Source organism: Nocardia sp. NPDC004573 (genome assembly GCF_053602135.1).
The window spans coordinates 93,665-113,217 of sequence record NZ_JBSGDA010000009.1; the positions used below are offsets into that span (position 1 = coordinate 93,665).

22 protein-coding genes are annotated in these 19,553 nt (G+C 67.9%); 13 read left to right on the top strand and 9 right to left on the bottom strand.

The features are described from left to right. Nucleotides 1-541: 541 nt before the first annotated feature. Nucleotides 542-868 (bottom strand): helix-turn-helix domain-containing protein, encoded by a 327-nt coding sequence (locus ACWEKR_RS16655; protein ID WP_452355200.1) that lies wholly within the window; start codon nucleotides 866-868, stop codon nucleotides 542-544. 29 nt (nucleotides 869-897) lie between these two features. Then, the gene (locus ACWEKR_RS16660; RefSeq protein WP_452355201.1) at nucleotides 898-1,551 is read right to left on the bottom strand and encodes a Uma2 family endonuclease; all 654 of its coding nucleotides are present in this window, start codon (nucleotides 1,549-1,551) and stop codon (nucleotides 898-900) included. A gap of 283 nt (nucleotides 1,552-1,834) precedes the next feature. Here ACWEKR_RS16660 and rpsH point away from each other — a divergent pair, with 283 nt between their 5' ends. The 9 genes from rpsH (at nucleotide 1,835) to map (ending at nucleotide 7,375) form a co-directional block, all read left to right on the top strand. Beyond that, nucleotides 1,835-2,233: a 30S ribosomal protein S8 gene (gene rpsH, locus ACWEKR_RS16665; RefSeq protein WP_039795549.1), complete on the top strand. Its 399-nt coding sequence runs from the start codon at nucleotides 1,835-1,837 to the stop codon at nucleotides 2,231-2,233. A 13-nt stretch (nucleotides 2,234-2,246) separates the two neighbouring features. Next, nucleotides 2,247-2,786: a 50S ribosomal protein L6 gene (gene rplF / locus ACWEKR_RS16670; RefSeq protein ID WP_159839641.1), complete on the top strand. Its 540-nt coding sequence runs from the start codon at nucleotides 2,247-2,249 to the stop codon at nucleotides 2,784-2,786. Nucleotides 2,787-2,788: 2 nt separating this feature from the next. Further along, complete coding sequence (gene rplR, locus ACWEKR_RS16675; protein ID WP_159839640.1) at nucleotides 2,789-3,196, top strand: 50S ribosomal protein L18; 408 nt, start codon at nucleotides 2,789-2,791, stop codon at nucleotides 3,194-3,196. A 31-nt stretch (nucleotides 3,197-3,227) separates the two neighbouring features. After that, complete coding sequence (gene rpsE / locus ACWEKR_RS16680; protein ID WP_063021309.1) at nucleotides 3,228-3,887, top strand: 30S ribosomal protein S5; 660 nt, start codon at nucleotides 3,228-3,230, stop codon at nucleotides 3,885-3,887. Beyond that, nucleotides 3,887-4,066, top strand: a complete 180-nt coding sequence (rpmD, locus tag ACWEKR_RS16685) for a 50S ribosomal protein L30 (RefSeq protein WP_039795559.1) — start codon at nucleotides 3,887-3,889, stop codon at nucleotides 4,064-4,066. The genes rpsE and rpmD overlap by 1 nt, the downstream gene beginning before the upstream one ends. 1 nt (nucleotide 4,067) lies before the next feature. Beyond that, complete coding sequence (gene rplO / locus ACWEKR_RS16690; RefSeq protein ID WP_195084588.1) at nucleotides 4,068-4,511, top strand: 50S ribosomal protein L15; 444 nt, start codon at nucleotides 4,068-4,070, stop codon at nucleotides 4,509-4,511. A 172-nt stretch (nucleotides 4,512-4,683) separates the two neighbouring features. Beyond that, nucleotides 4,684-6,006: a preprotein translocase subunit SecY gene (gene secY / locus ACWEKR_RS16695; RefSeq protein WP_159839638.1), complete on the top strand. Its 1,323-nt coding sequence runs from the start codon at nucleotides 4,684-4,686 to the stop codon at nucleotides 6,004-6,006. After that, a complete protein-coding gene (locus ACWEKR_RS16700) occupies nucleotides 6,003-6,548 on the top strand; it encodes an adenylate kinase (protein WP_063021312.1) in 546 nt (181 codons plus the stop codon). The genes secY and ACWEKR_RS16700 overlap by 4 nt, the downstream gene beginning before the upstream one ends. A 29-nt stretch (nucleotides 6,549-6,577) precedes the next feature. Continuing rightward, nucleotides 6,578-7,375 carry a type I methionyl aminopeptidase gene (gene map, locus ACWEKR_RS16705; protein WP_195084590.1) on the top strand — a complete coding sequence of 266 codons (798 nt, stop codon included), beginning with the start codon at nucleotides 6,578-6,580 and terminating at the stop codon, nucleotides 7,373-7,375. Nucleotides 7,376-7,807: 432 nt separating this feature from the next. On the opposite strand, the gene ACWEKR_RS16710 is transcribed toward map, so the two are convergent. The 4 genes from ACWEKR_RS16710 to ACWEKR_RS16725 all read right to left on the bottom strand — a co-directional run bounded on the left by ACWEKR_RS16710 (nucleotide 7,808) and on the right by ACWEKR_RS16725 (nucleotide 11,401). Next, nucleotides 7,808-8,608 carry a class I SAM-dependent methyltransferase gene (locus ACWEKR_RS16710; RefSeq protein WP_452355202.1) on the bottom strand — a complete coding sequence of 267 codons (801 nt, stop codon included), beginning with the start codon at nucleotides 8,606-8,608 and terminating at the stop codon, nucleotides 7,808-7,810. Between the two features lie 36 nt (nucleotides 8,609-8,644). Continuing rightward, complete coding sequence (locus tag ACWEKR_RS16715) at nucleotides 8,645-9,073, bottom strand: DUF4254 domain-containing protein (protein WP_452355203.1); 429 nt, start codon at nucleotides 9,071-9,073, stop codon at nucleotides 8,645-8,647. Further along, nucleotides 9,070-9,528: a DNA-directed RNA polymerase subunit beta gene (locus ACWEKR_RS16720; RefSeq protein ID WP_159839633.1), complete on the bottom strand. Its 459-nt coding sequence runs from the start codon at nucleotides 9,526-9,528 to the stop codon at nucleotides 9,070-9,072. Before ACWEKR_RS16720 ends, ACWEKR_RS16715 begins: the two co-directional genes overlap by 4 nt. Nucleotides 9,529-9,877: 349 nt before the next feature. Then, entirely contained in the window at nucleotides 9,878-11,401 is a 1,524-nt protein-coding gene (locus ACWEKR_RS16725; RefSeq protein WP_228829427.1) for a hypothetical protein, read from the bottom strand. A 168-nt stretch (nucleotides 11,402-11,569) separates the two neighbouring features. Between ACWEKR_RS16725 and dtd the strand changes: the two genes are divergently transcribed. Continuing rightward, entirely contained in the window at nucleotides 11,570-12,013 is a 444-nt protein-coding gene (dtd, locus tag ACWEKR_RS16730; protein WP_452355204.1) for a D-aminoacyl-tRNA deacylase, read from the top strand. A gap of 267 nt (nucleotides 12,014-12,280) precedes the next feature. Here dtd and ACWEKR_RS16735 read toward each other — a convergent pair whose 3' ends face one another. Then, on the bottom strand, nucleotides 12,281-12,883 hold the full coding sequence (locus tag ACWEKR_RS16735; protein ID WP_452355205.1) for a GNAT family N-acetyltransferase: 603 nt from the start codon (nucleotides 12,881-12,883) through the stop codon (nucleotides 12,281-12,283). Between the two features lie 3 nt (nucleotides 12,884-12,886). After that, complete coding sequence (locus ACWEKR_RS16740) at nucleotides 12,887-13,690, bottom strand: GntR family transcriptional regulator (RefSeq protein WP_452355206.1); 804 nt, start codon at nucleotides 13,688-13,690, stop codon at nucleotides 12,887-12,889. A 358-nt stretch (nucleotides 13,691-14,048) separates the two neighbouring features. Here ACWEKR_RS16740 and ACWEKR_RS16745 point away from each other — a divergent pair, with 358 nt between their 5' ends. Beyond that, entirely contained in the window at nucleotides 14,049-14,360 is a 312-nt protein-coding gene (locus ACWEKR_RS16745; RefSeq protein WP_452355207.1) for a DUF4254 domain-containing protein, read from the top strand. A gap of 50 nt (nucleotides 14,361-14,410) precedes the next feature. Here the strand turns inward: ACWEKR_RS16745 and ACWEKR_RS16750 are convergent, their stop codons facing one another. Continuing rightward, nucleotides 14,411-15,682: a nucleotide-binding protein gene (locus ACWEKR_RS16750; protein ID WP_452355327.1), complete on the bottom strand. Its 1,272-nt coding sequence runs from the start codon at nucleotides 15,680-15,682 to the stop codon at nucleotides 14,411-14,413. A gap of 3,328 nt (nucleotides 15,683-19,010) precedes the next feature. Between ACWEKR_RS16750 and infA the strand changes: the two genes are divergently transcribed. Continuing rightward, nucleotides 19,011-19,232 (top strand): translation initiation factor IF-1, encoded by a 222-nt coding sequence (infA, locus tag ACWEKR_RS16755; protein WP_003418601.1) that lies wholly within the window; start codon nucleotides 19,011-19,013, stop codon nucleotides 19,230-19,232. 148 nt (nucleotides 19,233-19,380) lie between these two features. Further along, entirely contained in the window at nucleotides 19,381-19,494 is a 114-nt protein-coding gene (rpmJ, locus tag ACWEKR_RS16760) for a 50S ribosomal protein L36 (protein WP_011207363.1), read from the top strand. Nucleotides 19,495-19,553 lie beyond the last annotated feature (59 nt).

Consider the following 19,553-nt stretch of genomic DNA (forward strand, 5'->3'; position numbering starts at 1 on the left):
CGGCTGGTGTGCTGTGCCTGCGCCGGGTCGCTGAACAGGGCTTTGTCGGTTCGAAGCGGCGAGCTTTCCGCGATAGGCGCGCTTCCGACTCATTCGACGGCAGGGGAACACCATGCAGGAAGGCTCCTTTCGAGACACTCCCACCACCAGGTGCGCGTTCTATCGCCGTATCGGCGGACTCGCCGCAGGTGTGGACCCGCACACCGGCCGCATCACGGTCCCGGCTGGGAGCGTATGGGGATTGGGGATGGCGGCGTATCTCGGCCACGAGGTCCGCGAGGAACTGCGGCGGCGGGGAAGCGCTACCGGACCGATCGTGTCCTACCCGAGGTCGGGCTGCTGGGTGTTTCTCGTGCGTCCCGATCTTCCGGACTCGACCGCGTCCTCGATGACGGCCAAGTCGGCAGTATCAGCGTGGACCGTGATTTCCTCGAGAGGCATATGCACACTGTGGCAGAGGTGTGCGCGAAGCTGTCGCGAGCCATATGGGAGGCGGTTCATGTGCGAGGGGACGAACGCCGGAAGCCGGGAGCGGCGAGCGCTACGCCGCGCTGGTGTGCGGCGTGAAACTGACGCGCGCGTCGTCGGCGTCGATGGCGATGTTCAGCGAAGCGTCCAGGGCTCGTGCCCGCTTTGTCAGTAGCGGAAGGGTGGGGACGGCGTCGGATCCCTCGATCCGGGAGATCTTCGCCTGTGTCAGTCCCGCCCGGTCGGCGAGATCGGCTTGGGTGAGGCCGAGCTCCGTGCGAGGGTTGTATACGGCGGCGGCGAGCTCCATGGCCAGTCGGATTTCATGACGCACTTCGCTGACGGCCTCGGGCTCGGTCAGTCCCTGGTCTCTACCCGTCTTCCATCGACTGTGGGGCATCAGCTCTCCCTTCTCGACCGACCTGCGCGTCAGAATTCCAACTCCGACCAGGGGATGTGGATGGGGAACGGGAAGTCGATGGTGATGGCGTCGGAATCGTTCGGTGACCATTCGCCGATCAGGAGATAGTTCGTCGGGTAGAGCGGGCGTACGCCGGGTGGGAGCTCGCCGGGTTCGGTTTCCAGGGCGTACGCGCGGACTGTCGCGATGGCCCTCTTCTTACGCGCGAGCGTCACCTCCCAATACCAGGGGATGCCCCCATCGGCGTACCGCCGCTGCTCTTTGTACGGATCGATAGCGATGTTCGCCGGAGAACTGATGTGGCCGACAAGCAGCACGTCATCGGCGCGGATGTCCTGGTAGGGGGTATCGAGGCGGCGGTAGACGAGGACGTCGGGGGTGGCGAAGTCCGACTTGCCGGTCTTGCCGAAGAAGACGTTGGTTTCGAAGTCGACGCGCCACCAGCTTTGTGGCTGCTCGGCCATGCCATCGCGGGCGCAGCGCTTGAGTGCGCTGGTCAGCGAGAACGTGAACGCTTGATATTCGGCGGGTCCCCGCTGTCGCCACACGACGCGCCCGTTGCGCAGTTCGATCTGTCCGGCGATCTCCTCGGGTAGCTGCTCGAGCTCCTCCCAGGTCATGGACTCCGGAAGGTCGGGTCGTTCGACGCCTGAGCTCGACATAGGCCCATGTTAGCCCGGTCACGGGCTGTTTCCGCTGGTCATGGGTCCAGTGCAGCAGGCACCTCACAGACCCCGATTTTGCCTCGGTGAACCCCTTGCCTACACTAGAGCGGTTGCCTGGGCACCTCCATGCCCGCATGCGTGCGCCCGGGTGATCGAACCTCCTCCGGTCGGCAAGGGTCGGCCGGACCATCCGAATTGTCGTAGGCCCACCGCTGGGCATGCCGATGTGCATGTCAGCGCTGTATGGGAACCGCGGCGAGAAAGGTGTCTAGGTCGAACCATGACCATGACTGATCCGATCGCAGACTTCCTGACACGTCTGCGCAACGCCAACTCGGCGTACCACGATCAGGTGAAGGCTCCGCACTCGAAGCTCAAGGCGAACATCGCCGAGATTCTCAAGCGCGAGGGTTACATCGCCGATTACCGGACCGAGGACGCGCAGGTGGGCAAGACCCTCATCGTGGACCTCAAGTACGGCCCGAGCCGTGAGCGCAGCCTCGCAGGCGTGCGCCGTGTCTCCAAGCCCGGTCTGCGCGTGTACGCGAAATCCACCAACCTGCCCAAGGTGCTCGGCGGCCTCGGCGTGGCGATCATCTCCACGTCCTCCGGTCTGCTCACCGACAAGCAGGCGGCCAAGCAGGGCGTGGGCGGCGAAGTCCTCGCTTACGTCTGGTAAGGGAGCAGGGACTATGTCGCGTATTGGTAAGAAGCCCATCGCCGTTCCGGCCGGTGTGGATGTGACCATCGACGGGCAGGACATCGCGGTGAAGGGGCCCAAGGGCGCCCTGTCGCTCACCATCTCCGAGCCGATCACCGTTGCCAAGGGCGAGGACGGCCAGCTCGAGGTCGCCCGCCCGGACGACGAGCGCCGCAGCCGCGCGCTGCACGGCCTGACCCGCACGCTGGTGTCGAACATGATCGTCGGCGTCACCCAGGGCTACGAGAAGAAGATGGAAATCTTCGGCGTCGGTTACCGCGTCGCGCTGAAGGGCCAGAACCTCGAGTTCGCCCTCGGCTACAGCCACCCGGTGCCGATCGAGGCGCCCGAGGGCATCACGTTCGCGGTGGAGTCGCCCACCAAGTTCTCCGTGTCCGGAATCGACAAGCAGAAGGTCGGCCAGATTTCGGCGGTCATCCACGGCCTGCGCAAGCCCGATCCGTACAAGGGCAAGGGCATCCGCTACGCCGGCGAGGTCGTTCGCCGCAAGGTCGGAAAGACGGGTAAGTGATCATGGCGCAAACCGAAAACCAGAAGGCCAAGCGCATCCCCCTGGGCAAGGACGTGTCGACGCAGCGCCGTCTGTCGAAGACGCGCCGTCACTTCCGCCTGCGCAAGAAGGTGGAAGGCACCACCGACCGTCCGCGCCTGGTGGTCAACCGCTCCTCGCGGCACTTGCACGCGCAGCTGGTCGACGACTCGGTCGGCAAGACCATCGCCGCCGCGTCGACCATCGAGGCCGACGTGCGCGCGCTGGACGGCGACAAGTCGGCCAAGAGCAAGAAGGTCGGCGCCCTGCTGGCCGAGCGCGCCAAGGCCGCCGGTGTCGAGGCCGTCGTGTTCGACCGTGGTGGGCACGACTACCACGGCCGAATCGCCGCACTGGCCGATGCCGCTCGCGAAGGTGGGTTGAAATTCTGATGATCGACAACAAGAACGGAAGGAACGTCTGATGCCGGGACGTCAGAGGCGTGACGGCGGAAACGGACCCGCCGGACAGAATGGCAGCGCCCCCGAGGGCGGCCGCGGCGACCGTCGCGGTGGTGGCGACCGTCGGGGCGGCGGCGACCGTCGCGACAACGCCGCCGAGAAGAACCAGCTCGAGCGGGTCGTCGCGATCAACCGCGTCTCCAAGGTCGTGAAGGGTGGTCGGCGCTTCAGCTTCACCGCCCTCGTGATCGTCGGTGACGGCAACGGTCTGGTCGGCGTCGGCTACGGCAAGGCCAAGGAAGTTCCCGCGGCCATCCAGAAGGGCGTCGAGGAGGCTCGCAAGAACTTCTTCCGCGTCCCGATGATCGGCTCCACCATCACGCACCCGGTTCAGGGTGAGGCGGCCGCCGGTGTGGTCATGCTGCGCCCGGCCTCGCCCGGTACCGGTGTGATCGCCGGTGGCGCGGCTCGTGCCGTGCTGGAATGCGCCGGTATCCACGACATTCTGGCGAAGTCGCTCGGTAGCGACAACGCCATCAACGTCGTGCACGCGACTGTCACTGCCCTCAAGCAGCTGCAGCGTCCGGAAGAGGTCGCGGCGCGCCGTGGCCTGCCGCTCGAGGACGTCGCCCCTGCCGGCATGCTGCGTGCGCGCGCTCAGGCTGCCGGAGGTGTCAAGTAATGGCAGATCTCAAGGTGACCCAGATCAAGAGCTCGATCGGCGCCAAGAAGAATCAGCGGGACAGCCTTCGGACCCTCGGTCTGCGCGGTATCCGCAAGACCGTGGTCCGCGAGGACAACGCCCAGAACCGTGGGCTGATCAACGTCGTGCGCCACCTCGTGACCGTTGAGGAGGTCTGACATGACCATCAAGTTGCATCACCTGCGTCCGGCGCCCGGCGCCAAGACCGAGAAGATCCGCGTTGGTCGCGGTGAGGCGTCCAAGGGTAAGACCGCGGGTCGCGGTACCAAGGGCACCAAGGCGCGCAAGAACGTGCCTGCCGCCTTCGAGGGTGGGCAGATGCCGATCCACATGCGGCTGCCCAAGCTCAAGGGCTTCACGAACCCGTTCCGCACGGAATACCAGGTCGTGAACGTCGGCAAGATCGCCGAGCTGTTCCCCGAGGGCGGCGAAGTCGGCAAGGCCGAGCTCGTGGCGGCCGGCGCGGTCCGCAAGAACCAGCTGGTCAAGGTTCTCGGCGACGGCGAGATCGGCGTCGCGGTCCAGGTGACCGCGGACAAGGTCACCGGTGCGGCGAAGGAGAAGATCACCGCCGCCGGTGGCACCGTCACCGAGCTGGGCTGACGGTACTCTGCATGACAGCGGCGCCGGACGAGTGACGAGCTCGTCCGGTGCCACTGTTAGAGTTCAATTGTTGTCTGCCAGCCTCGCCGTGGTTTTCGGCGTCCCTTCTGTGTCGAGCAGGGACCATCGCTGAATATCCATGTCATGACCATGTCGTTCGCCAGGAGGATCAGTGCTTTCCGCCTTCGTATCGGCCTTCCGGACTCCGGACTTACGGCGGAAGATTCTCTTCACGCTGGGGTTGATCGCGTTGTACCGGCTGGGTGCTTCGCTGCCGTCCCCCGGCGTCGACTACCAGGCGGTCCAGGAGTGCATCGACCTGGTCTCGGGCGGTGACTCCGCCGGTATCTACCAGCTGATCAACCTGTTCTCCGGTGGTGCGCTGCTGCAGCTGTCGGTCTTCGCGATCGGCATCATGCCCTACATCACCGCGAGCATCATCATCCAGCTGCTCACCGTCGTCATCCCGCGGTTCGAGGAACTGCGCAAGGAAGGCCAATCCGGCCAGACGAAGATGACGCAGTACACCAGATATCTCTCGATCGCCTTGGCGATCCTGCAGGCCACCGGTCTGGTCGCGCTGGCTGCCCGCGGCCAGCTGCTGCAGGGCTGCCAGAAGGACATCCTGGCCGACACCAGCATCTTCGGCATGATCATCATCGTGCTCGTGATGACCGCGGGCGCCGCGCTGGTGATGTGGTTCGGCGAGCAGATCACCGAGCGCGGCATCGGCAACGGCATGTCGCTGCTGATCTTCGCCGGTATCGCCGCCCGCATCCCGAGCGAGGGCAAGGCCATTCTGGACAGCCGCGGCGGTCTGGTGTTCGGTCTGGTGTGCGTCGCCGCGCTGGCGATCGTCACCGCCGTGATCTTCGTCGAGCAGGGCCAGCGCCGGATCCCCGTGCAGTACGCCAAGCGCGTGGTGGGCCGGAAGATGTACGGCGGCTCCTCGACCTACCTGCCACTGAAGGTGAACCAGGCGGGTGTCATCCCGGTCATCTTCGCCTCGTCGCTGCTGTATCTGCCGAACCTGATCGCACAGCTGACCGGGGCGCAGAACAACCAGAATCCGAGCTGGTGGCAGGAGATCATCCAGAAATACCTGGTGAATCCCGGCAACCCGGTGTACATCGCGATCTACTTCAGTTTGATCGTGTTCTTCACCTACTTCTACGTCGCGATCACCTTCAACCCGGAGGAGCGCGCCGACGAGATGAAGAAGTTCGGCGGCTTCATCCCGGGCTACCGGCCCGGCAAGCCGACCGCCGACTACCTCAACTTCGTTTTGAGCCGTATCACCCTCCCCGGCTCGATCTACCTCGGTCTGGTTGCGGTGCTGCCGAACCTGTTCCTCGACATCGGCGCCTCCGGCGGTACGCAGAACCTTCCGTTCGGCGGTACCGCGGTGCTGATCATGGTGAGCGTCGGTTTGGACACCGTGAAGCAGATCGAGAGCCAGCTGATGAATCGAAATTACGAAGGGTTCCTCAAGTGAGAGTTGTACTGCTCGGTCCGCCGGGCGCCGGTAAAGGCACCCAGGCCGTCCTGCTGTCGGAGAAGCTGGGCGTTCCGCACATCTCCACCGGGGACCTGTTCCGCGCGAATATCAGCCAGCAGACTCCGCTGGGCCGCGAGGCGCAGAAGTACATGGACGCGGGCGACCTGGTGCCCAGCGACGTGACCAATCGCATGGTGGAGGCGCGGGTCAACGAGCCCGACGCCGCCAACGGGTTCGTCCTCGACGGATACCCGCGCACGGTGGACCAGGCCGACGCGCTGGAGAAGATCCTCAAGGACATGAACACCAAGCTCGACGCGGTGCTGCGCTTCGTGGTGCCGGAGGACACCGTGGTCGAGCGGATGCTCGCCCGTGGTCGCGCCGACGACAACGAGGGCGTGATTCGCAATCGCCTGCGGGTGTACCGAGAAGAGACCGAACCGCTGCTGGACCACTACGACGGCCTGGTCGTCTCGGTGGACGGCGTCGGCGAGGTCGACGACGTCAACGCGCGAGCACTGCGCGCGCTGGGCCACTGAGTCAGCTCGCGATGGAGCACTGAGGCCGGATGGTCTTCCACCGTAAGAAGAAGGTCGTGCCGTTCCGGACGGCAGGTGAACTGGATGCCATGGCGGCGGCCGGCGCGATCGTCGGCCGCGCCTTGGTGGCCGTACGCGCGGCCGCCAAGCCCGGGGTGTCCACGTTGGAACTGGACGAGGTCGCCGAACAGGTGATCCGGGAGGCGGGCGCGGTTCCGTCGTTCAAGGGCTACCACGGCTTCCCCGCGTCCATCTGCGCCTCGGTGAACGACCGTGTGGTGCACGGGATTCCGACCGCGAAGGAGATCCTCGCCGAGGGCGACCTGGTCTCCATCGACTGCGGGGCGATTCTCGACGGGTGGCACGGTGATTCGGCCTGGACCTTCGGCGTCGGCACGATCATCGAGGCCGATCGGCTGCTCAGTGCGGCAACCAAGGCTTCGATGGAGGCCGGTATCGCGGCGATGCTGCCCGGCAACCGGCTGACCGACGTCTCACACGCCATCGAGCAGGGCACCCGGGCGGCCGAGAAGGAGCACGGACGCGCCTACGGCATCGTCGACGGCTACGGTGGGCACGCCATCGGGCGGGAGATGCACCTCGACCCCTTCCTCGCCAACGAGGGCGAACCGGGAAAGGGCCCCAAGCTCGTGGTCGGCTCCGTACTCGCGATCGAGCCGATGCTCACGCTCGGCACGACCCAGACGAAGGTGCTCGACGACGACTGGACCGTGGTCACCGTGGACGGCAGTCGTGCGGCACACTGGGAGCACACGGTCGCCGTCACCGAGGACGGACCCCGGATCCTGACGCTGCGTCCGGAGTAGCGCACGACGGGCGGGCGCCGGACGGTCGGCGTTCGGTAACACTGCGCGGCGAGGAAACGATCCGCACCGACGCCAGGAGTCCTGGTCGATCTCGCCGCTTTCGCGTGCCGACACCATGCGCCGACACCGGGCGATACCCAGCTTCCGCTGGATCGGTGACGTCGTTCCTTGCACCCGCGTCCTGCGCGTTGAGCCGAAGCGTGGGTCCGGGGAGTGCCCGTGCGGGCGGAACGTCTTACTTCTCCTCGGTTCGATACTGTTCTGAACGATGCCGTCAGCGTATGGCCGGGCAGGTGGCGGTGACGTGAGTAGACCGCTACTCGAATTCGCTTGCCGCACGCCGCAGTTCACTGTCATCCGGGCCTGCCCGCCGACTCCGTGATGGCGCGGGGAAGGCCGTGGCCAGGGTGTTTCGTGTGCGTGAGTAGCCGTTCAGTCTACGGGGCGAAGCGTCGATCGCAGCACCGAAGTCAAGATGGGCAAGTCGAATTCGCCCTCTGCCGTCTCCGGCCGCTCGCGCAGATAGGTGGTGATCCGAGCGAGCACCTCGGCCCGCTCCTGCGGGGAGATCACCAGCGTGTGCGAATGCGTGCCGATGGTCGCCGTCAGGGACTCGGCCGTGCGCCGATGCCGGTGCGGGAAGGTCTTGTGTTCGAACTCGTGCTCGCGGAACAGCGGGTGGTCGGGTAGCTCGAGCTGTCCGAGCAACGGCAGAGCCGTGGACGCGCTGGATCCGGCGACGCGCTTCAGGCCGGCGACCCAGTCCACGGTGCTGTCATCGGTGTTCCACAGCGCTGCGAGAACGCCGCCAGGCCGCAGCACCCGGAGAAACTCCGGATAGGCACGGTCCAGGTCGAACCAGTGAAATGCCTGCCCCGCGACGATCGCGTCCACCGAATCATGCGGAAGCGGAACGGCTTCGGCCGTCCCGTCGTGCACGGTGACGGCCGGGAGCCGGCGGATCAGTTCGGCGCGCATGTGTTCGTCGGGTTCCACGGCGATCACCGTCGCACCGGCGTCGAGCAGTCCGAGGGTCAGCTTGCCGGTTCCGGCACCGAGATCGAGGACGGTCAGCGGTCGCCGATGGGCGACGGCGGCCAGCGCCCAGCGGATGGCGCCCCCGGGATAGTCGGGACGGTGCTCGGCATACGCGGCAGCGTGTGCTCCGAACGAACCCGCCCTTCTGGCGGGCAAAGCGAGTTCGTCGTCGGCGCGGTCGTCCGGGCTCCCCATCCCTACCACCATACGGATGGGGAGCCGCGGCCGAACCTACGATGCGCCAGGAAGTCTGCGCACGCCCGCGCAGACCTCGGCCGCCAGGTCGTCGTAACCGACGGCCAGCTCGGCCAGGCGCTGCCAGGCGTCCCACAGATCCCATTCCGACGCGCTGGCCAGTGCCGCATAGGCGTTCGCCGTGAACTGAGCCAGCCGATCTATCACGGCGCCGACGGTCTCGGTGTGCACGTGCGCCGCGCCGTGCGCGGGCGGCAGCTGCACCGTGATCCAGCGGTCGATGTCCCGAATCAGGCTCGCCCGCAACGCATCGATCTCGTCGAGCGAGTCGGATCCCGCGCTGAGCCTGCGTTCGTGCAACGTGGTGAGTTCGTGTGCACAGCGCAGTAGCGGATTGCTTTCGGGTAGTTCGCCTCGGCAAGCTTGCAGCACTTGGTGTTTCGCGGGCAAGGCCCCGGTTGTCATCGCCTGGCCGTTCTCGTGCAGGACCGGACGATGTCGACGATGGACGCGCCGGAGGGGCGGAAATCGTTCTCCGGAGCAACGATCCAGTGCCGATAGTCGGCGTCGGCGGCGGCGGGCGAAGGCAAAGCGATCTCGCCGCCGCTGGGCACGATCGAGACGTTCAGGCGGAAGAGCTCGGCGAACAACCGGACGTCGTCGGGTAAATCGGGGCGAGTCAAGAAGGTCCAGCGTTTGGACCGGACGTGCGAAATGATCGGACCCAGCTCGCTGCGGCGCCGGGTGAGATCGTCGCGAACCTTTTGCCCCAGCGCGGCCGGCATCGTGATGGCGCCGACGAATCCGGCGCGCAGGACGATTCGGCCGATCTCCGGATGAACTCCGGCGGGCAGGTCGCAAGTGTGTCGATAGTAGGCGCATCGGGCGGTCGGGGTGTCCGCCAACGCCAGTTGGTCCATAGAGCCCTCGGGTAGCTTCGTGTGACTTTTTCCAAGCCGCCCGGACGGCGTTGCGGCATCCGTGCTGTGATCCGGTACACCGTGCGAGCGTTGTCTCAGTAGAGCACTCCATGGAGCGGATCAAACATTCCGTTCAATTAGTTCGCGAGAAATTCGTTTGCCTGCTGGTTACCGGAGGGGGCGGTGACCGGCAGGCTTCGCGGCATAGCTCGGCGTTCACTTCGGCGTACGTATCTGCTGGTCAAATGACCTGTAAAGATGCGGGGGCGGGAGCCCCCGGCATTTTGTTCACCGCCGGTGTTACTTTGCCGCAAATCGATCCCGCGGCAGCGTCATCCCGGTTCCGGACTCAGGGCGTGGTACGGAAGAACAGCACGCGGTCACCGTGCTCGGACAACGGCGTGTTGACGCTGAGCTGGCGCAGGCCGCAGTCGGGCAGATAGGTGAGGTTGGCGAACACCTTCGTGTTGCCGAAGGCCGCGCGCAGTTTGCTCTCGGTCGCCCGGTCCGGGTTGTACAAGGCCAGCGTTTCGAAGTCCAGTGGCGCGAGCGGTTTGTCGAGCGGAGCCTGCCCGGCCGGACGGCCGAGCGCGGCGTACTGGGTGGCCGCGCCGCGCTCGTACCAGCACAGTTCGTAGGCCACGTTCTCAGTCACCGTGATCGCCGCGACGGGCCAGTCCTGGGACAGGCGCAGCGCCAGCGGGTGTTTCGCCACCGGGGCGAGCTCCCAGTTCAGGCTCATGACCGTCACCCAGCCGCCGTAGGGCTGGTCGATCAGCACGATGTCGTCGCCGAGGGTGGCGGAGGTGTTCAGCTTCGGCTCGCGGGTCTGCCACTTCGACCCGTGCGTACCGAGGTAGCTCTCCCGGTCGAGCGGGTAGGCGTCGTCGACGGCGTAGGCCGCGATGATCGCGGCGCGCACCTGGGCGATGGCGTCCCGTTCCGGCAAGTACACGCTCAGCGCGCCGAACGTGGAGCCGATCTGCACGGGCATCGCGGGCTGATACTGCTCGGCGCCCGGCGCGAGCGGCCGCAGGCCGACCAGGGCAAGTTTCCAGTTGATCTCCTCGACGGTCGACAGGTCGCCGGAGGATTTGAACATGATCTGCTGCTGGGTGAGCCGCCCCGCCTGCTCCAGCGTGCGGCAGCCCAGCTCGACCAGCGCCCGGTGCGACTTCGGGGTCAGGTCCAGGTCTTGGATGCCGCACGCGCGCAGCCGGATCGACATCGTGGTCGACGTGAACGCGGCATACCGCTCCCGGTACATGGCGATGGCCTGCTTGCGCGACCGTCCGACCATGAGTGTGCGCAGCAGCGTGCTCAGGCTGGCCAGATACTTGCCGGACAGCTCCGGGTTCGCCGCTGCCAGTGCGGCACGGATGCGGGCGGCCTCCTCGGTCGCGGCCACGGCGGCGTCCTGATCCAGCCTGCCCAGCCAGACACCGCACTTGGACAGACCGTCGGCGCACGGGCCCGCGACCTCCGGGTGCTCTCGCGCCACTTGGCGGTAGACCTCACAAGCGCGACGGATCGTCGTGGTGGCCAGCTCCCTGCGGCCGCTGTGCCGTGCCGCCTGCTCGAACGAGCGCAGCGCATCGTTCAGCTCGCCGGCGAGACGGGCGGTGAGCACCTGGCCCCTGGACAGCAGCCGCAGGCGGATCGCCACCGCCTCCTCGGCGGGCGCCAGCGCCTCCCGCGTGCGGTCGCGCGTCGAGCCGTTGGTCTTGGTGGCGATCAGACCCTTGGCGAGTTCACCGAGGGAAGTGGCCAAGCGCAATTCGGATTCGACCGTACGGTCGAGCGCCGCATACCGATCCGCGGCGATCTGACGCTCCATCGCGTCCAGATCCATCGCGCTCCTTGTTTCCAGCATGATCCTCCGCCAACGCGCGGCAAACCCGCGCAACGCAACTTTCTGCGCACCGAGTTTGTCACGCTTACCGTCCGCGCGCACCTGTATCCGGCCAGGCAGACCGGGTTGCCCGACGGTAGGAGACCCATGCGGCCGCCGCCGCCATCGCGGAGGGCATGATCCAGAGTTGTGCGAGCCCTCCTACAGCGCGTGAGTTCCGCGCAGGTCACCGTCGACGACCAGGTCGTGGGCCGGATCGACCCGGCCGCCCACGGCGTCCCGCACGGACTGGTCGCGCTGGTCGGCGTGACGCACTCCGATACCGAGGCGACCGCGAAGGCACTGGCCGACAAGGTGTGGCGGCTGCGCATCCTCGACGGTGAGCGTTCGGCCGCGGACCTGCACGCGCCGATCCTGGTGGTGAGTCAGTTCACCCTGTACGCGGACACCAGGAAAGGCAGGCGCCCGTCCTGGTCGGCGGCGGCCCCCGGCGCGATCGCCGAACCTCTGGTCGACGTCTTCGCGCGGGCATTGCGCGAACTCGGCGCAACCGTCGCGACGGGGCGCTTCGGTGCGCACATGCACATCGACTTGGTGAACGACGGCCCGGTCACCCTGTTGCTGGAGGCGTGAAGTCGTTGTCCTGCCACGAAACCCCAGGGCGGGGACGGCATGCGGCGGTCCGGTACCTGCTCGACCTGGGCACGAAGTACGCCCGCAGACACCGAGCAAGTTCCCGTTCACTTCGGCGTGGTGAGTGATCGGTCATCGGTGTCACCGTCATCGGCATCGTCGGCCGACATCCCTCGCAAGTGGCCGTCGGAACGGATCATCGTGTCGCGCCAGGCAGCCGGACATCTCTGCTGGGCCGTTCACGGTATCGCCGCTGCGGTGTTCCGGTCAGTTGTTGGGCGGTGGGCGCAGCAGCGCCGCCGTGGCCGAGCGCCCGACAGCCGGAACGGTCACGGGCAGCTCGGAATCCCAGCTGTCGGCTCTCCGTTCGAACAGCGCGCGCGACGGTCCCACCGCCAGCGGCCCCGCGATCCGCACCAATCGGAACCCCGCCGAACGGTAGTAGTCGTGCAGGTCGGTATTCGTGGTCCAGGCGTCGAGCCGCACCCACGCGCGTCTGCGCAAGCGGGCGAGCATGCCCGCGTGCGCGAGCATGTGGTGGCCCACGCGCTGGCCGGCGAAGCGCAGGTCGACGATCATGAAATGAACGATCACCGCGCCCTCGAGTTCCCATCGCGACCACAGACCGGCGTCGGCACGGTCGTTGACCGTGATGGTCCCAGCGGGCTCGCCCGCCACTTCGGCGATCCAGGTCTCGCCCGCGTCGAGCGAGCGTCCGACGCCGCGGGCGAAGATCTCGATCGGCAGGCCGCGTCCGGCGACCGTCCACTGGTCGGAGCCGCGCGCGGTGAGCCACGCCGTGCGCTGTACGCGCAGGCGGCAGATCATGCCGAGATCTCCGATGGTCGCCTGGCGCAGCGCGATGGTCATGGGCTAGGCCCAACCGGGCCCGGGCGAGCCGGCGAGCGTGCTCCGGATGACCGCGGTGCCCTCGGCGTCGCCGAGTTCGTACGCGAGCCGATTCCCGGTGGCGAGGGAGCGATGCCGCGTGGCACGGGTGACTCGCTCGTGGGTGGCTCCGATACGTAGATGGTCGAGCAGGATGGTGCCCGCGGCGACGCCGAGCACCGAGGCTTCCTCCGCGGTGGCCGGCCGTGCGACGAGCGTGTCGCGGTGCGCGGTCTCGGCGTGTCCCCGGTCGGCGAGGCGGCGGGTGGTGCCCTCCGGAATGTCGTGCGGAGAGTCGATTCCCGTGGCTTCGGCCAGATCCCTGGGATAGAAACTGACCTCCCAGGACCACGGTTCGTGGTCGAGGTACTGGACCACGGTCCTGGCCAGGACCCAGGAATCCGGCGGTACACCCAGCCAAGACGCGACGTCGGGGCCTGCGGGCTCCATCTTCGCGCTGAACTCCTTCGACGGCTCCCGGCTCGCGGCCCGCGCGATCTCCTCGAAGATGTCGTGCGGGGTCTGCGGCCGGTCGGGGCGGATCGAGTCGGTCACCACGGATTCCAGAACTTCTTGGTTTCGAACGATGGTTCCGCGGGAAGTAGCTGTATAGACCAAATTTTCGGTCACCAGCACCTGGATCGCGTTGCGGGCGGTGGTTATCGAGACCTGCATCTGATCGGCAAGCTCGGAATGACTGGGCAGTCGATCGCCCGGTTTCCACTTGGCTGCGCGGATCTCCTCGCGGAGGAGGTCTGCGATCCGGTGATAAGTCGGACCGTCCGGCATCTTGCTCCTCGGTTGGTCATGCAGGTAACGAAGTGTACTCTTCGCGACTCCATACGGCCGGTTAACGCTTGACAGGGGCCTTCAGAGGTTTATTGTAATGAAGTCCTGATCCGGGGTTGTGCGGCGATGACGGCGAGGCAACGTGGCAGGTTCGGATACAACGGTCGTAATGGCCCTCCCTGGCACACCGAGGTGTGTCGATCCTTCGGTGCGCTCTTCGGCGCCGGGGCTACTTCCCACGTCCGACCTATTGGTTCGGGCGTGTCGCGGGCATCGGGTGGTCGGTGGCCCGCTGTTGTGGTTCGCACGGGATCTGGCAGTGCTACATGAGCGCCGCCTGGTCGGCCGCGGTGGATCGGTGGACACCTCCGTGGCGGTGATCCGCGAAATCGAGCGTCGCAGAGTCGAATTGGTGATGGCCATCGACGACTGGGTGGTGCGCAGTGTGCCGCAGCATCGGCTCGGCGCCACTTTGCACACCGAAACGGTGGGTGCGGTCATCGATCGCCTCGCCGAGTCGTCGGTGCGCGCGCACCACGCGTTGATGACTTTGAACGCGCACGACGAGCTGCTGCACAACGCGTGGCACCATCTCGCCGAACTCGCCGACGCCTACGACGATCTCGTGCGCGACGTCATGGCAGGCAGGCGGCGCCTGCCCGAGTGGTGAGCGGCTGATCCGTTCGCCCCCTTGCCCGCCGGGCCACTGCCCGGCGGGTGTCAGGGTCGGTAGCGACGGTGATCGGTGGCGAAGTCGTCCGCGACGGTAGCGGCCAGCTCGACGTAGGCCCGCTTGGTCTGCTTGTGCAGCCGATGCAGATCGATTTCGGCGCCTTCGGACATGTGCGGGTCGAACGGGATGATGTGCACCGCGCGGCACCGGGACAGGAAGTACTCCCGTAGTTGCTGGATACCGACATTCGGTGATCCGGCCCGCGGCGAGTTGATCACCACCACCGCGTTGCGGACCAAGTGGTCGTGGCCGTGCAGCGACAACCAGTCCAAAGTCGCTGCGGCGCTGCGGGCTCCATCGATCGCGGGGGAGGAGATCAGCACCAGCGAATGGGCTAGGTCCAGCACACCCGCCATCGCCGAATGCATGAGCCCGGTGCCGCAGTCGGTGAGGATGATGTTGTAGAACCGCTGCAGGATCCGGGCGACCGCGCGGTACTCGTCTTCGCTGAACGCCTCCGACGCGGCTGGGTCACGTTCGCTGGCAAGCACTTCCAGGCGGCTGGTCGCCTGCGAAGTGTGCCTGCGCACATCCGAATAGCGCTGGATGGTGGAATCCAGGAGCAGGTCGCGCACGGTGGAGCGAGTCTGCAACGGCACCCGCTGCGACAGTGTGCCGAAGTCGGGATTGGCGTCGACGGCGATCACCCGGTCGCCTCGGATGGAGGCGAAAGTGGAGCCGAGACCCATTGTGGTGGTGGTCTTCCCGACACCACCCTTGAGTGAGAGCACCGCGATCCGGTAGTCGCCGCGGACGGGTTGCCTGATCCGCGCGACCAGTTCTTGCAACCTGCGTTCCTCGGCGGACATGCCGGGGTTGATCGCGCCGCCGGACACGTGGTGCACCGCCTTGCGCCACCCGGATCCCGCCGGTGCCTTCTTGGCCCGGCGCAGTGGCACATTGTCCAGCGAAGGCTGCTGGAACTGCGGTGCGCCCGGATGCTGCGCGGGCGGCTGGGGGTAGTCCGAGGAGGGCTCCTGGAACTGTGCGCCCGGATGCTGCGCGGGCGGCTGGGGGTAGTCCGAGGAGGGCTGCTGGAACTGCGCGCCCGGCGGCTGGGCATAGCCGGACGGAGTGCCCCACTGTGGAGGGGGTTGCCCCGCGACTCGCTGCTCGGCGGGATACGGCCGTGGCCCGGAATGCGGTGCTACCGGGCCGGATTCGGGGGCAGCGGCATTGCTCCACTGGTCGACGGGGGCGTGTGGAGCGGCCGCCTGCATCTGGAAGCCGGCGAATTGCGTTGCGTGACCGGTGTTCATACCGCTCGCGGCTTGGGGTCCAGGCTGCGGGCCGTCCACGCTGTAGGCCGGATCCGCACCTTGCGGCGGAACCGGCTGCTGATCGAAGTGCGGTGCTTGCTCGGTCGACGCGTGCGGAGCCGACCGGTCGTTCGGGTCGGCGGAGAGCCGGTGCCGTCCACCGACGGTGCGCGCCGGCGCAGCGCCGACGTCGTTCGCGCTGGTCCAACCGGGCGTCGGGATCCCCGCATCTTGTTGCGCGCGAGCCGCGTCCACCGAGCCGGGCCCAGCCGACGGCGCGGCGGGATCCGACGCAGGGGCTGCGGTAGGCGCAGCACCGGTCGCGAAGCCGCCGTGGGGCGCGGGCGGCACGAGGACGGCGCCCTGTTCACGGTGCGGTCCAGTCGCGGCGGTCGGTTCCCCAGCGCCATGGTCCACGAGTCGCGGGTGCGCTGCCGGTGGTCGATCGGCGGGTACCGGCGCCGAGTCGGCGGGTGCCCGATCGGCCTGTGCGGCGGCGTCATGCGGCGCGAACTGGTGCGGCCGTCCGGTTTCCGGCGGTGCGGCGTGTCCGAGCCAGGGCGGCGGACCATCCGCGCCGCGCGTCGGCGGGCGGTGCTCGTCCTGTGCCGGTGCGGGAACGCCGCCCTGCGGCCGCTCGCGCGGCGCAGGCGGGTCGGGCAGCGGCGGCAGTCGGCGGGGCGCGTCCGTCACGGATGCCTCGGCCTGCTCGGACCGCGATGCGGCGAGCCACGGTGGCGGACCATCGGAACTCACCACGGCGGAATCCGATGCGGCGGTCTGAGCTGCCGATGCCTGATCGTCGACCTGCGGTGTGGGGTGGGTGTCGCCTGTCGTGGTGGTGCTGGGGGTGGGCGATGCTTGATGGTCGCTGTGCGGTGTGGGGTGGGTGTCGCCTGTCGTGGTGGTGCCGGTTGTAGGCGATGCCTGATGGTCGTCGTGTGGTGGCAGGCTGCCTTCGACCGGTGGTGTGCCGCTGCCGGTGTCTGTCGCCGACGCTGCCGAATGGTCGGCGCGCGAACTTTGGGAGGCATCCGGCGAAGGTGTGGTGCCGCTCGTGGTTGGGGCGGGACCGGCTGCTGATGTGGTCGGCTGCTGAACCTGCGGCGCGTCAGAGATCGGCGCGGCAGCGGTGTTCCCGCCGTGCGGTTGCCCGGCCGAGTTCTCGCCGCCGGGTGACGCTGCGGCCGACGTGGCCCCGTGGCTTCCGGCCTGCCCGAACCCGGCCGCTTCCTCGGACGCCGAGTTCTTCTCGCCGGGCGTGGATGTGGGTTCGCCGAATCGCCGGGTCTGCTCGTCGGCGGGGAAGCCGGGCCGTTCGCGGCTCGGGTCCGCTGCACCTTGCTCGATCCGGGGATCGGATGCCTGCCACCCCGTGTGCTCCTCCGCGGTCGGCGCCCCAGCCGCCGGTCCGCCGCCGACTGCGGAGCTGGGCGCGGTCGACGATGGGGGAAGCGCGCCGGTCGGCAGCGGGCCGCCTTGCCACGTGTGGTGCTCCGCGGCAGCGCTCGGCGTCTCGGCCGACGCTCCGCCGGTCGGTGAAAGGCTCGGTCCAGGTGCGGTCTGCTGCGCCGGCCCGCTCACGCCGGTCGGTGTTCCGGCTGGACCGGGGCGGGTGGTCGGCGCCGCCGGGTCACTGCCGGGCAGGGGCGCGACCTGCGCGTCCGAGGTCGAGGGTCCGCTCTGCCGTGCCGTGTGGTCGGTGCCGGTTGTTCCGGCTGTGTCTGGGCCGGTGGTCGGTGTTGCGGGGGTGGTGTCTGTTGGTGGCGTGAACTGTGTGCCGGTCGGCGCGGGTGTGTGCCCGCTCTGCCGTGCCGTGTGGTTGGTGCTGGTTGTTCCGGCTGTGTCTGGGCCGGTGGTCGGTGTTGCGGGGGTGGTGTCTGCTGGTGGCGTGAACTGTGCGCCGGTCGGCGTCGACGGGTGTCCGCTCTGCCGTGCCGCGTGACCCGGGCCGGAGGGGGACGTCGCAGGGTGACCGGGCAGCGGACCGGACGTGTCGGCGCCGGTCGCACCTGCCGGGCGGTCGCCGGTGGGCCACGTTTGGGTCGGGCCGGTGGGCGACAACCCAGGAGACCCGCTACCCGGGTGGGCTGTCTCGTGTCGGGCCGGGCCCGGAGCCGCCGGTGCAGCGGCCTGGCCGGGTGCCGGCGGGGCCGGCCAGTGGTTCGGGAGCACTGCCGACAGCGCGGCGTCGAGCCGGGGATTGCCGGTGGACGGCCAACCGCTGTGCTTCGGTCCGGCCGGAGGGCGGCCGGGTGCGCTTTCGCCGCGTGGCGGCCGGGCGTGCTCGCCGCCTGGCGCTGGAGTGGGCAGCTCGTCGGCCTGTTGCCGGGGCGGCGGTGGCGGGAGATCCGGCCTGCCCGCTTGCCGGTCGTTCGGGGCGGCCGGGTCCGCGGACCTGCTGCCCAGCGGCTGGAAACCGGGTGAGGGCTGCGACGGGTTGCGGGTGGGCAGACCGTGCTGGGGAGCGCTGTGGTGCTGGGGCGGCGCTTGCCACTGGCTGCCCTGCGCCGGCGCCGGCCGGTCGTAGCCGGGTTGCTGCTGCCAGGACTCCCCTGCGAACGGGCCGGGTGCGGGCTCGTCCGGACCCGGCGCGGGCGCGCGGTTCGCCTCGTTCTGCCGCTGTTCCTCGTCGGAGGGCTCGTCGTGCTTGTCGCGGCGCCAGCCCTTGCGGCGCTTCTCCGGACGTGCGGCCTCCGGCCGTTCCGCCTCGGGCGCTCGGTTCTTGAAACGGCCGCGCCTGCGGTTGGGGGTGTCCTCGATCAGTTCGTCGTGCGGGAGGTTCTGTACCGGCGCCTCGTAGCCGCTCTGGCCGACGTCGCTCTCCGACAGCCACGGCGGCAGCATCGGCAGGCCGTCATTGCTACGACTCACGACTGCCCTCGCCGCCGCTCGGCTCGGTCGTGACCAGGAGTGCTCTGCCGGTGACTCGCTCGCTACGCTTACTCACGGCCTCGCCTCCCTGCCGCTCGCTTCGACCCGACCGAGGAGCGCCTCCGCCGGTGCCCCGCTCGCTGCGCCGGCTCACGCGTCCCCCTCGATCCGTTCGACCCAAATACCTGGACAGCGGCCAGTTTACGCGACAACCAGGGGCCGTCGCGGCACAGCGTCCGATGCCTGCCACGGGTGGGAAGTCGGCTGCGAAACCCCTGGCGACGCGGGTATACAGGGAGGCATTTTTGCCCGATCCGGAACGGATCGGTAAGCTGGAGCGGCGGTGCACCTACGCGCCGCCTGTTTGTGTGCGAGCGGTCCGCTCCGGCGACCGATCCATTCGAGCAGATCAGGCAAACAAACCAGGTTGAGCGTAACCGGGATCGCGGAGGACATGGCGAAGAAAGACGGGGCCATCGAGGTCGAGGGTCGAGTTGTCGAGCCGCTGCCCAATGCGATGTTCCGGATCGAGCTCGAGAACGGGCACAAGGTTCTCGCGCACATCAGCGGGAAGATGCGGCAGCACTACATTCGCATCCTCCCCGAGGACCGTGTGGTCGTCGAGCTCTCGCCCTACGACCTGTCGCGTGGCCGGATCGTATACCGCTACAAGTGATCGCGCCCGCCGCGATCGCATCGGTGCGACCCGGCAGTCCCGGCGCGAGCCGGGGCCGAGTCGAAAGACTCACCTCAGAGCTTCCCCAGTCGCCGACTGGGGAAAAACTGTGTTCACACCCCTGTGAACCACAACAGATTGGACGGACGTGAAGGTTCAGCCGAGCGTCAAGAAGATCTGCGAGAAGTGCAAGGTGATCCGCCGTCACGGCCGGGTCATGGTGATCTGCGACAACCTGCGCCACAAGCAGCGCCAGGGCTGAGCGAAGACGAGGGCGACCTCGTCCCACCCGCCCGAGGCTTGCCGAAGGCGCCGCTCGAC

Coding starts and splice junctions, on each gene's coding strand:
- infA (WP_003418601.1), top strand. CDS start 19,011: ATGGCGAAGAAAGACGGGGCCATCGAGGTCGAGGGTCGAGTTGTCGAG.
- rplO (WP_195084588.1), top strand. CDS start 4,068: ATGACCATCAAGTTGCATCACCTGCGTCCGGCGCCCGGCGCCAAGACC.
- ACWEKR_RS16655 (WP_452355200.1), bottom strand. CDS start 868: ATGCCCCACAGTCGATGGAAGACGGGTAGAGACCAGGGACTGACCGAG.
- rpsE (WP_063021309.1), top strand. CDS start 3,228: ATGCCGGGACGTCAGAGGCGTGACGGCGGAAACGGACCCGCCGGACAG.
- ACWEKR_RS16715 (WP_452355203.1), bottom strand. CDS start 9,073: ATGACAACCGGGGCCTTGCCCGCGAAACACCAAGTGCTGCAAGCTTGC.
- rpmD (WP_039795559.1), top strand. CDS start 3,887: ATGGCAGATCTCAAGGTGACCCAGATCAAGAGCTCGATCGGCGCCAAG.
- rplR (WP_159839640.1), top strand. CDS start 2,789: ATGGCGCAAACCGAAAACCAGAAGGCCAAGCGCATCCCCCTGGGCAAG.
- rplF (WP_159839641.1), top strand. CDS start 2,247: ATGTCGCGTATTGGTAAGAAGCCCATCGCCGTTCCGGCCGGTGTGGAT.
- ACWEKR_RS16725 (WP_228829427.1), bottom strand. CDS start 11,401: ATGCTGGAAACAAGGAGCGCGATGGATCTGGACGCGATGGAGCGTCAG.
- ACWEKR_RS16735 (WP_452355205.1), bottom strand. CDS start 12,883: ATGACCATCGCGCTGCGCCAGGCGACCATCGGAGATCTCGGCATGATC.
- ACWEKR_RS16740 (WP_452355206.1), bottom strand. CDS start 13,690: ATGCCGGACGGTCCGACTTATCACCGGATCGCAGACCTCCTCCGCGAG.
- ACWEKR_RS16750 (WP_452355327.1), bottom strand. CDS start 15,682: ATGAACACCGGTCACGCAACGCAATTCGCCGGCTTCCAGATGCAGGCG.
- rpsH (WP_039795549.1), top strand. CDS start 1,835: ATGACCATGACTGATCCGATCGCAGACTTCCTGACACGTCTGCGCAAC.
- map (WP_195084590.1), top strand. CDS start 6,578: ATGGTCTTCCACCGTAAGAAGAAGGTCGTGCCGTTCCGGACGGCAGGT.
- ACWEKR_RS16660 (WP_452355201.1), bottom strand. CDS start 1,551: ATGTCGAGCTCAGGCGTCGAACGACCCGACCTTCCGGAGTCCATGACC.
- ACWEKR_RS16710 (WP_452355202.1), bottom strand. CDS start 8,608: ATGGGGAGCCCGGACGACCGCGCCGACGACGAACTCGCTTTGCCCGCC.
- ACWEKR_RS16720 (WP_159839633.1), bottom strand. CDS start 9,528: ATGGACCAACTGGCGTTGGCGGACACCCCGACCGCCCGATGCGCCTAC.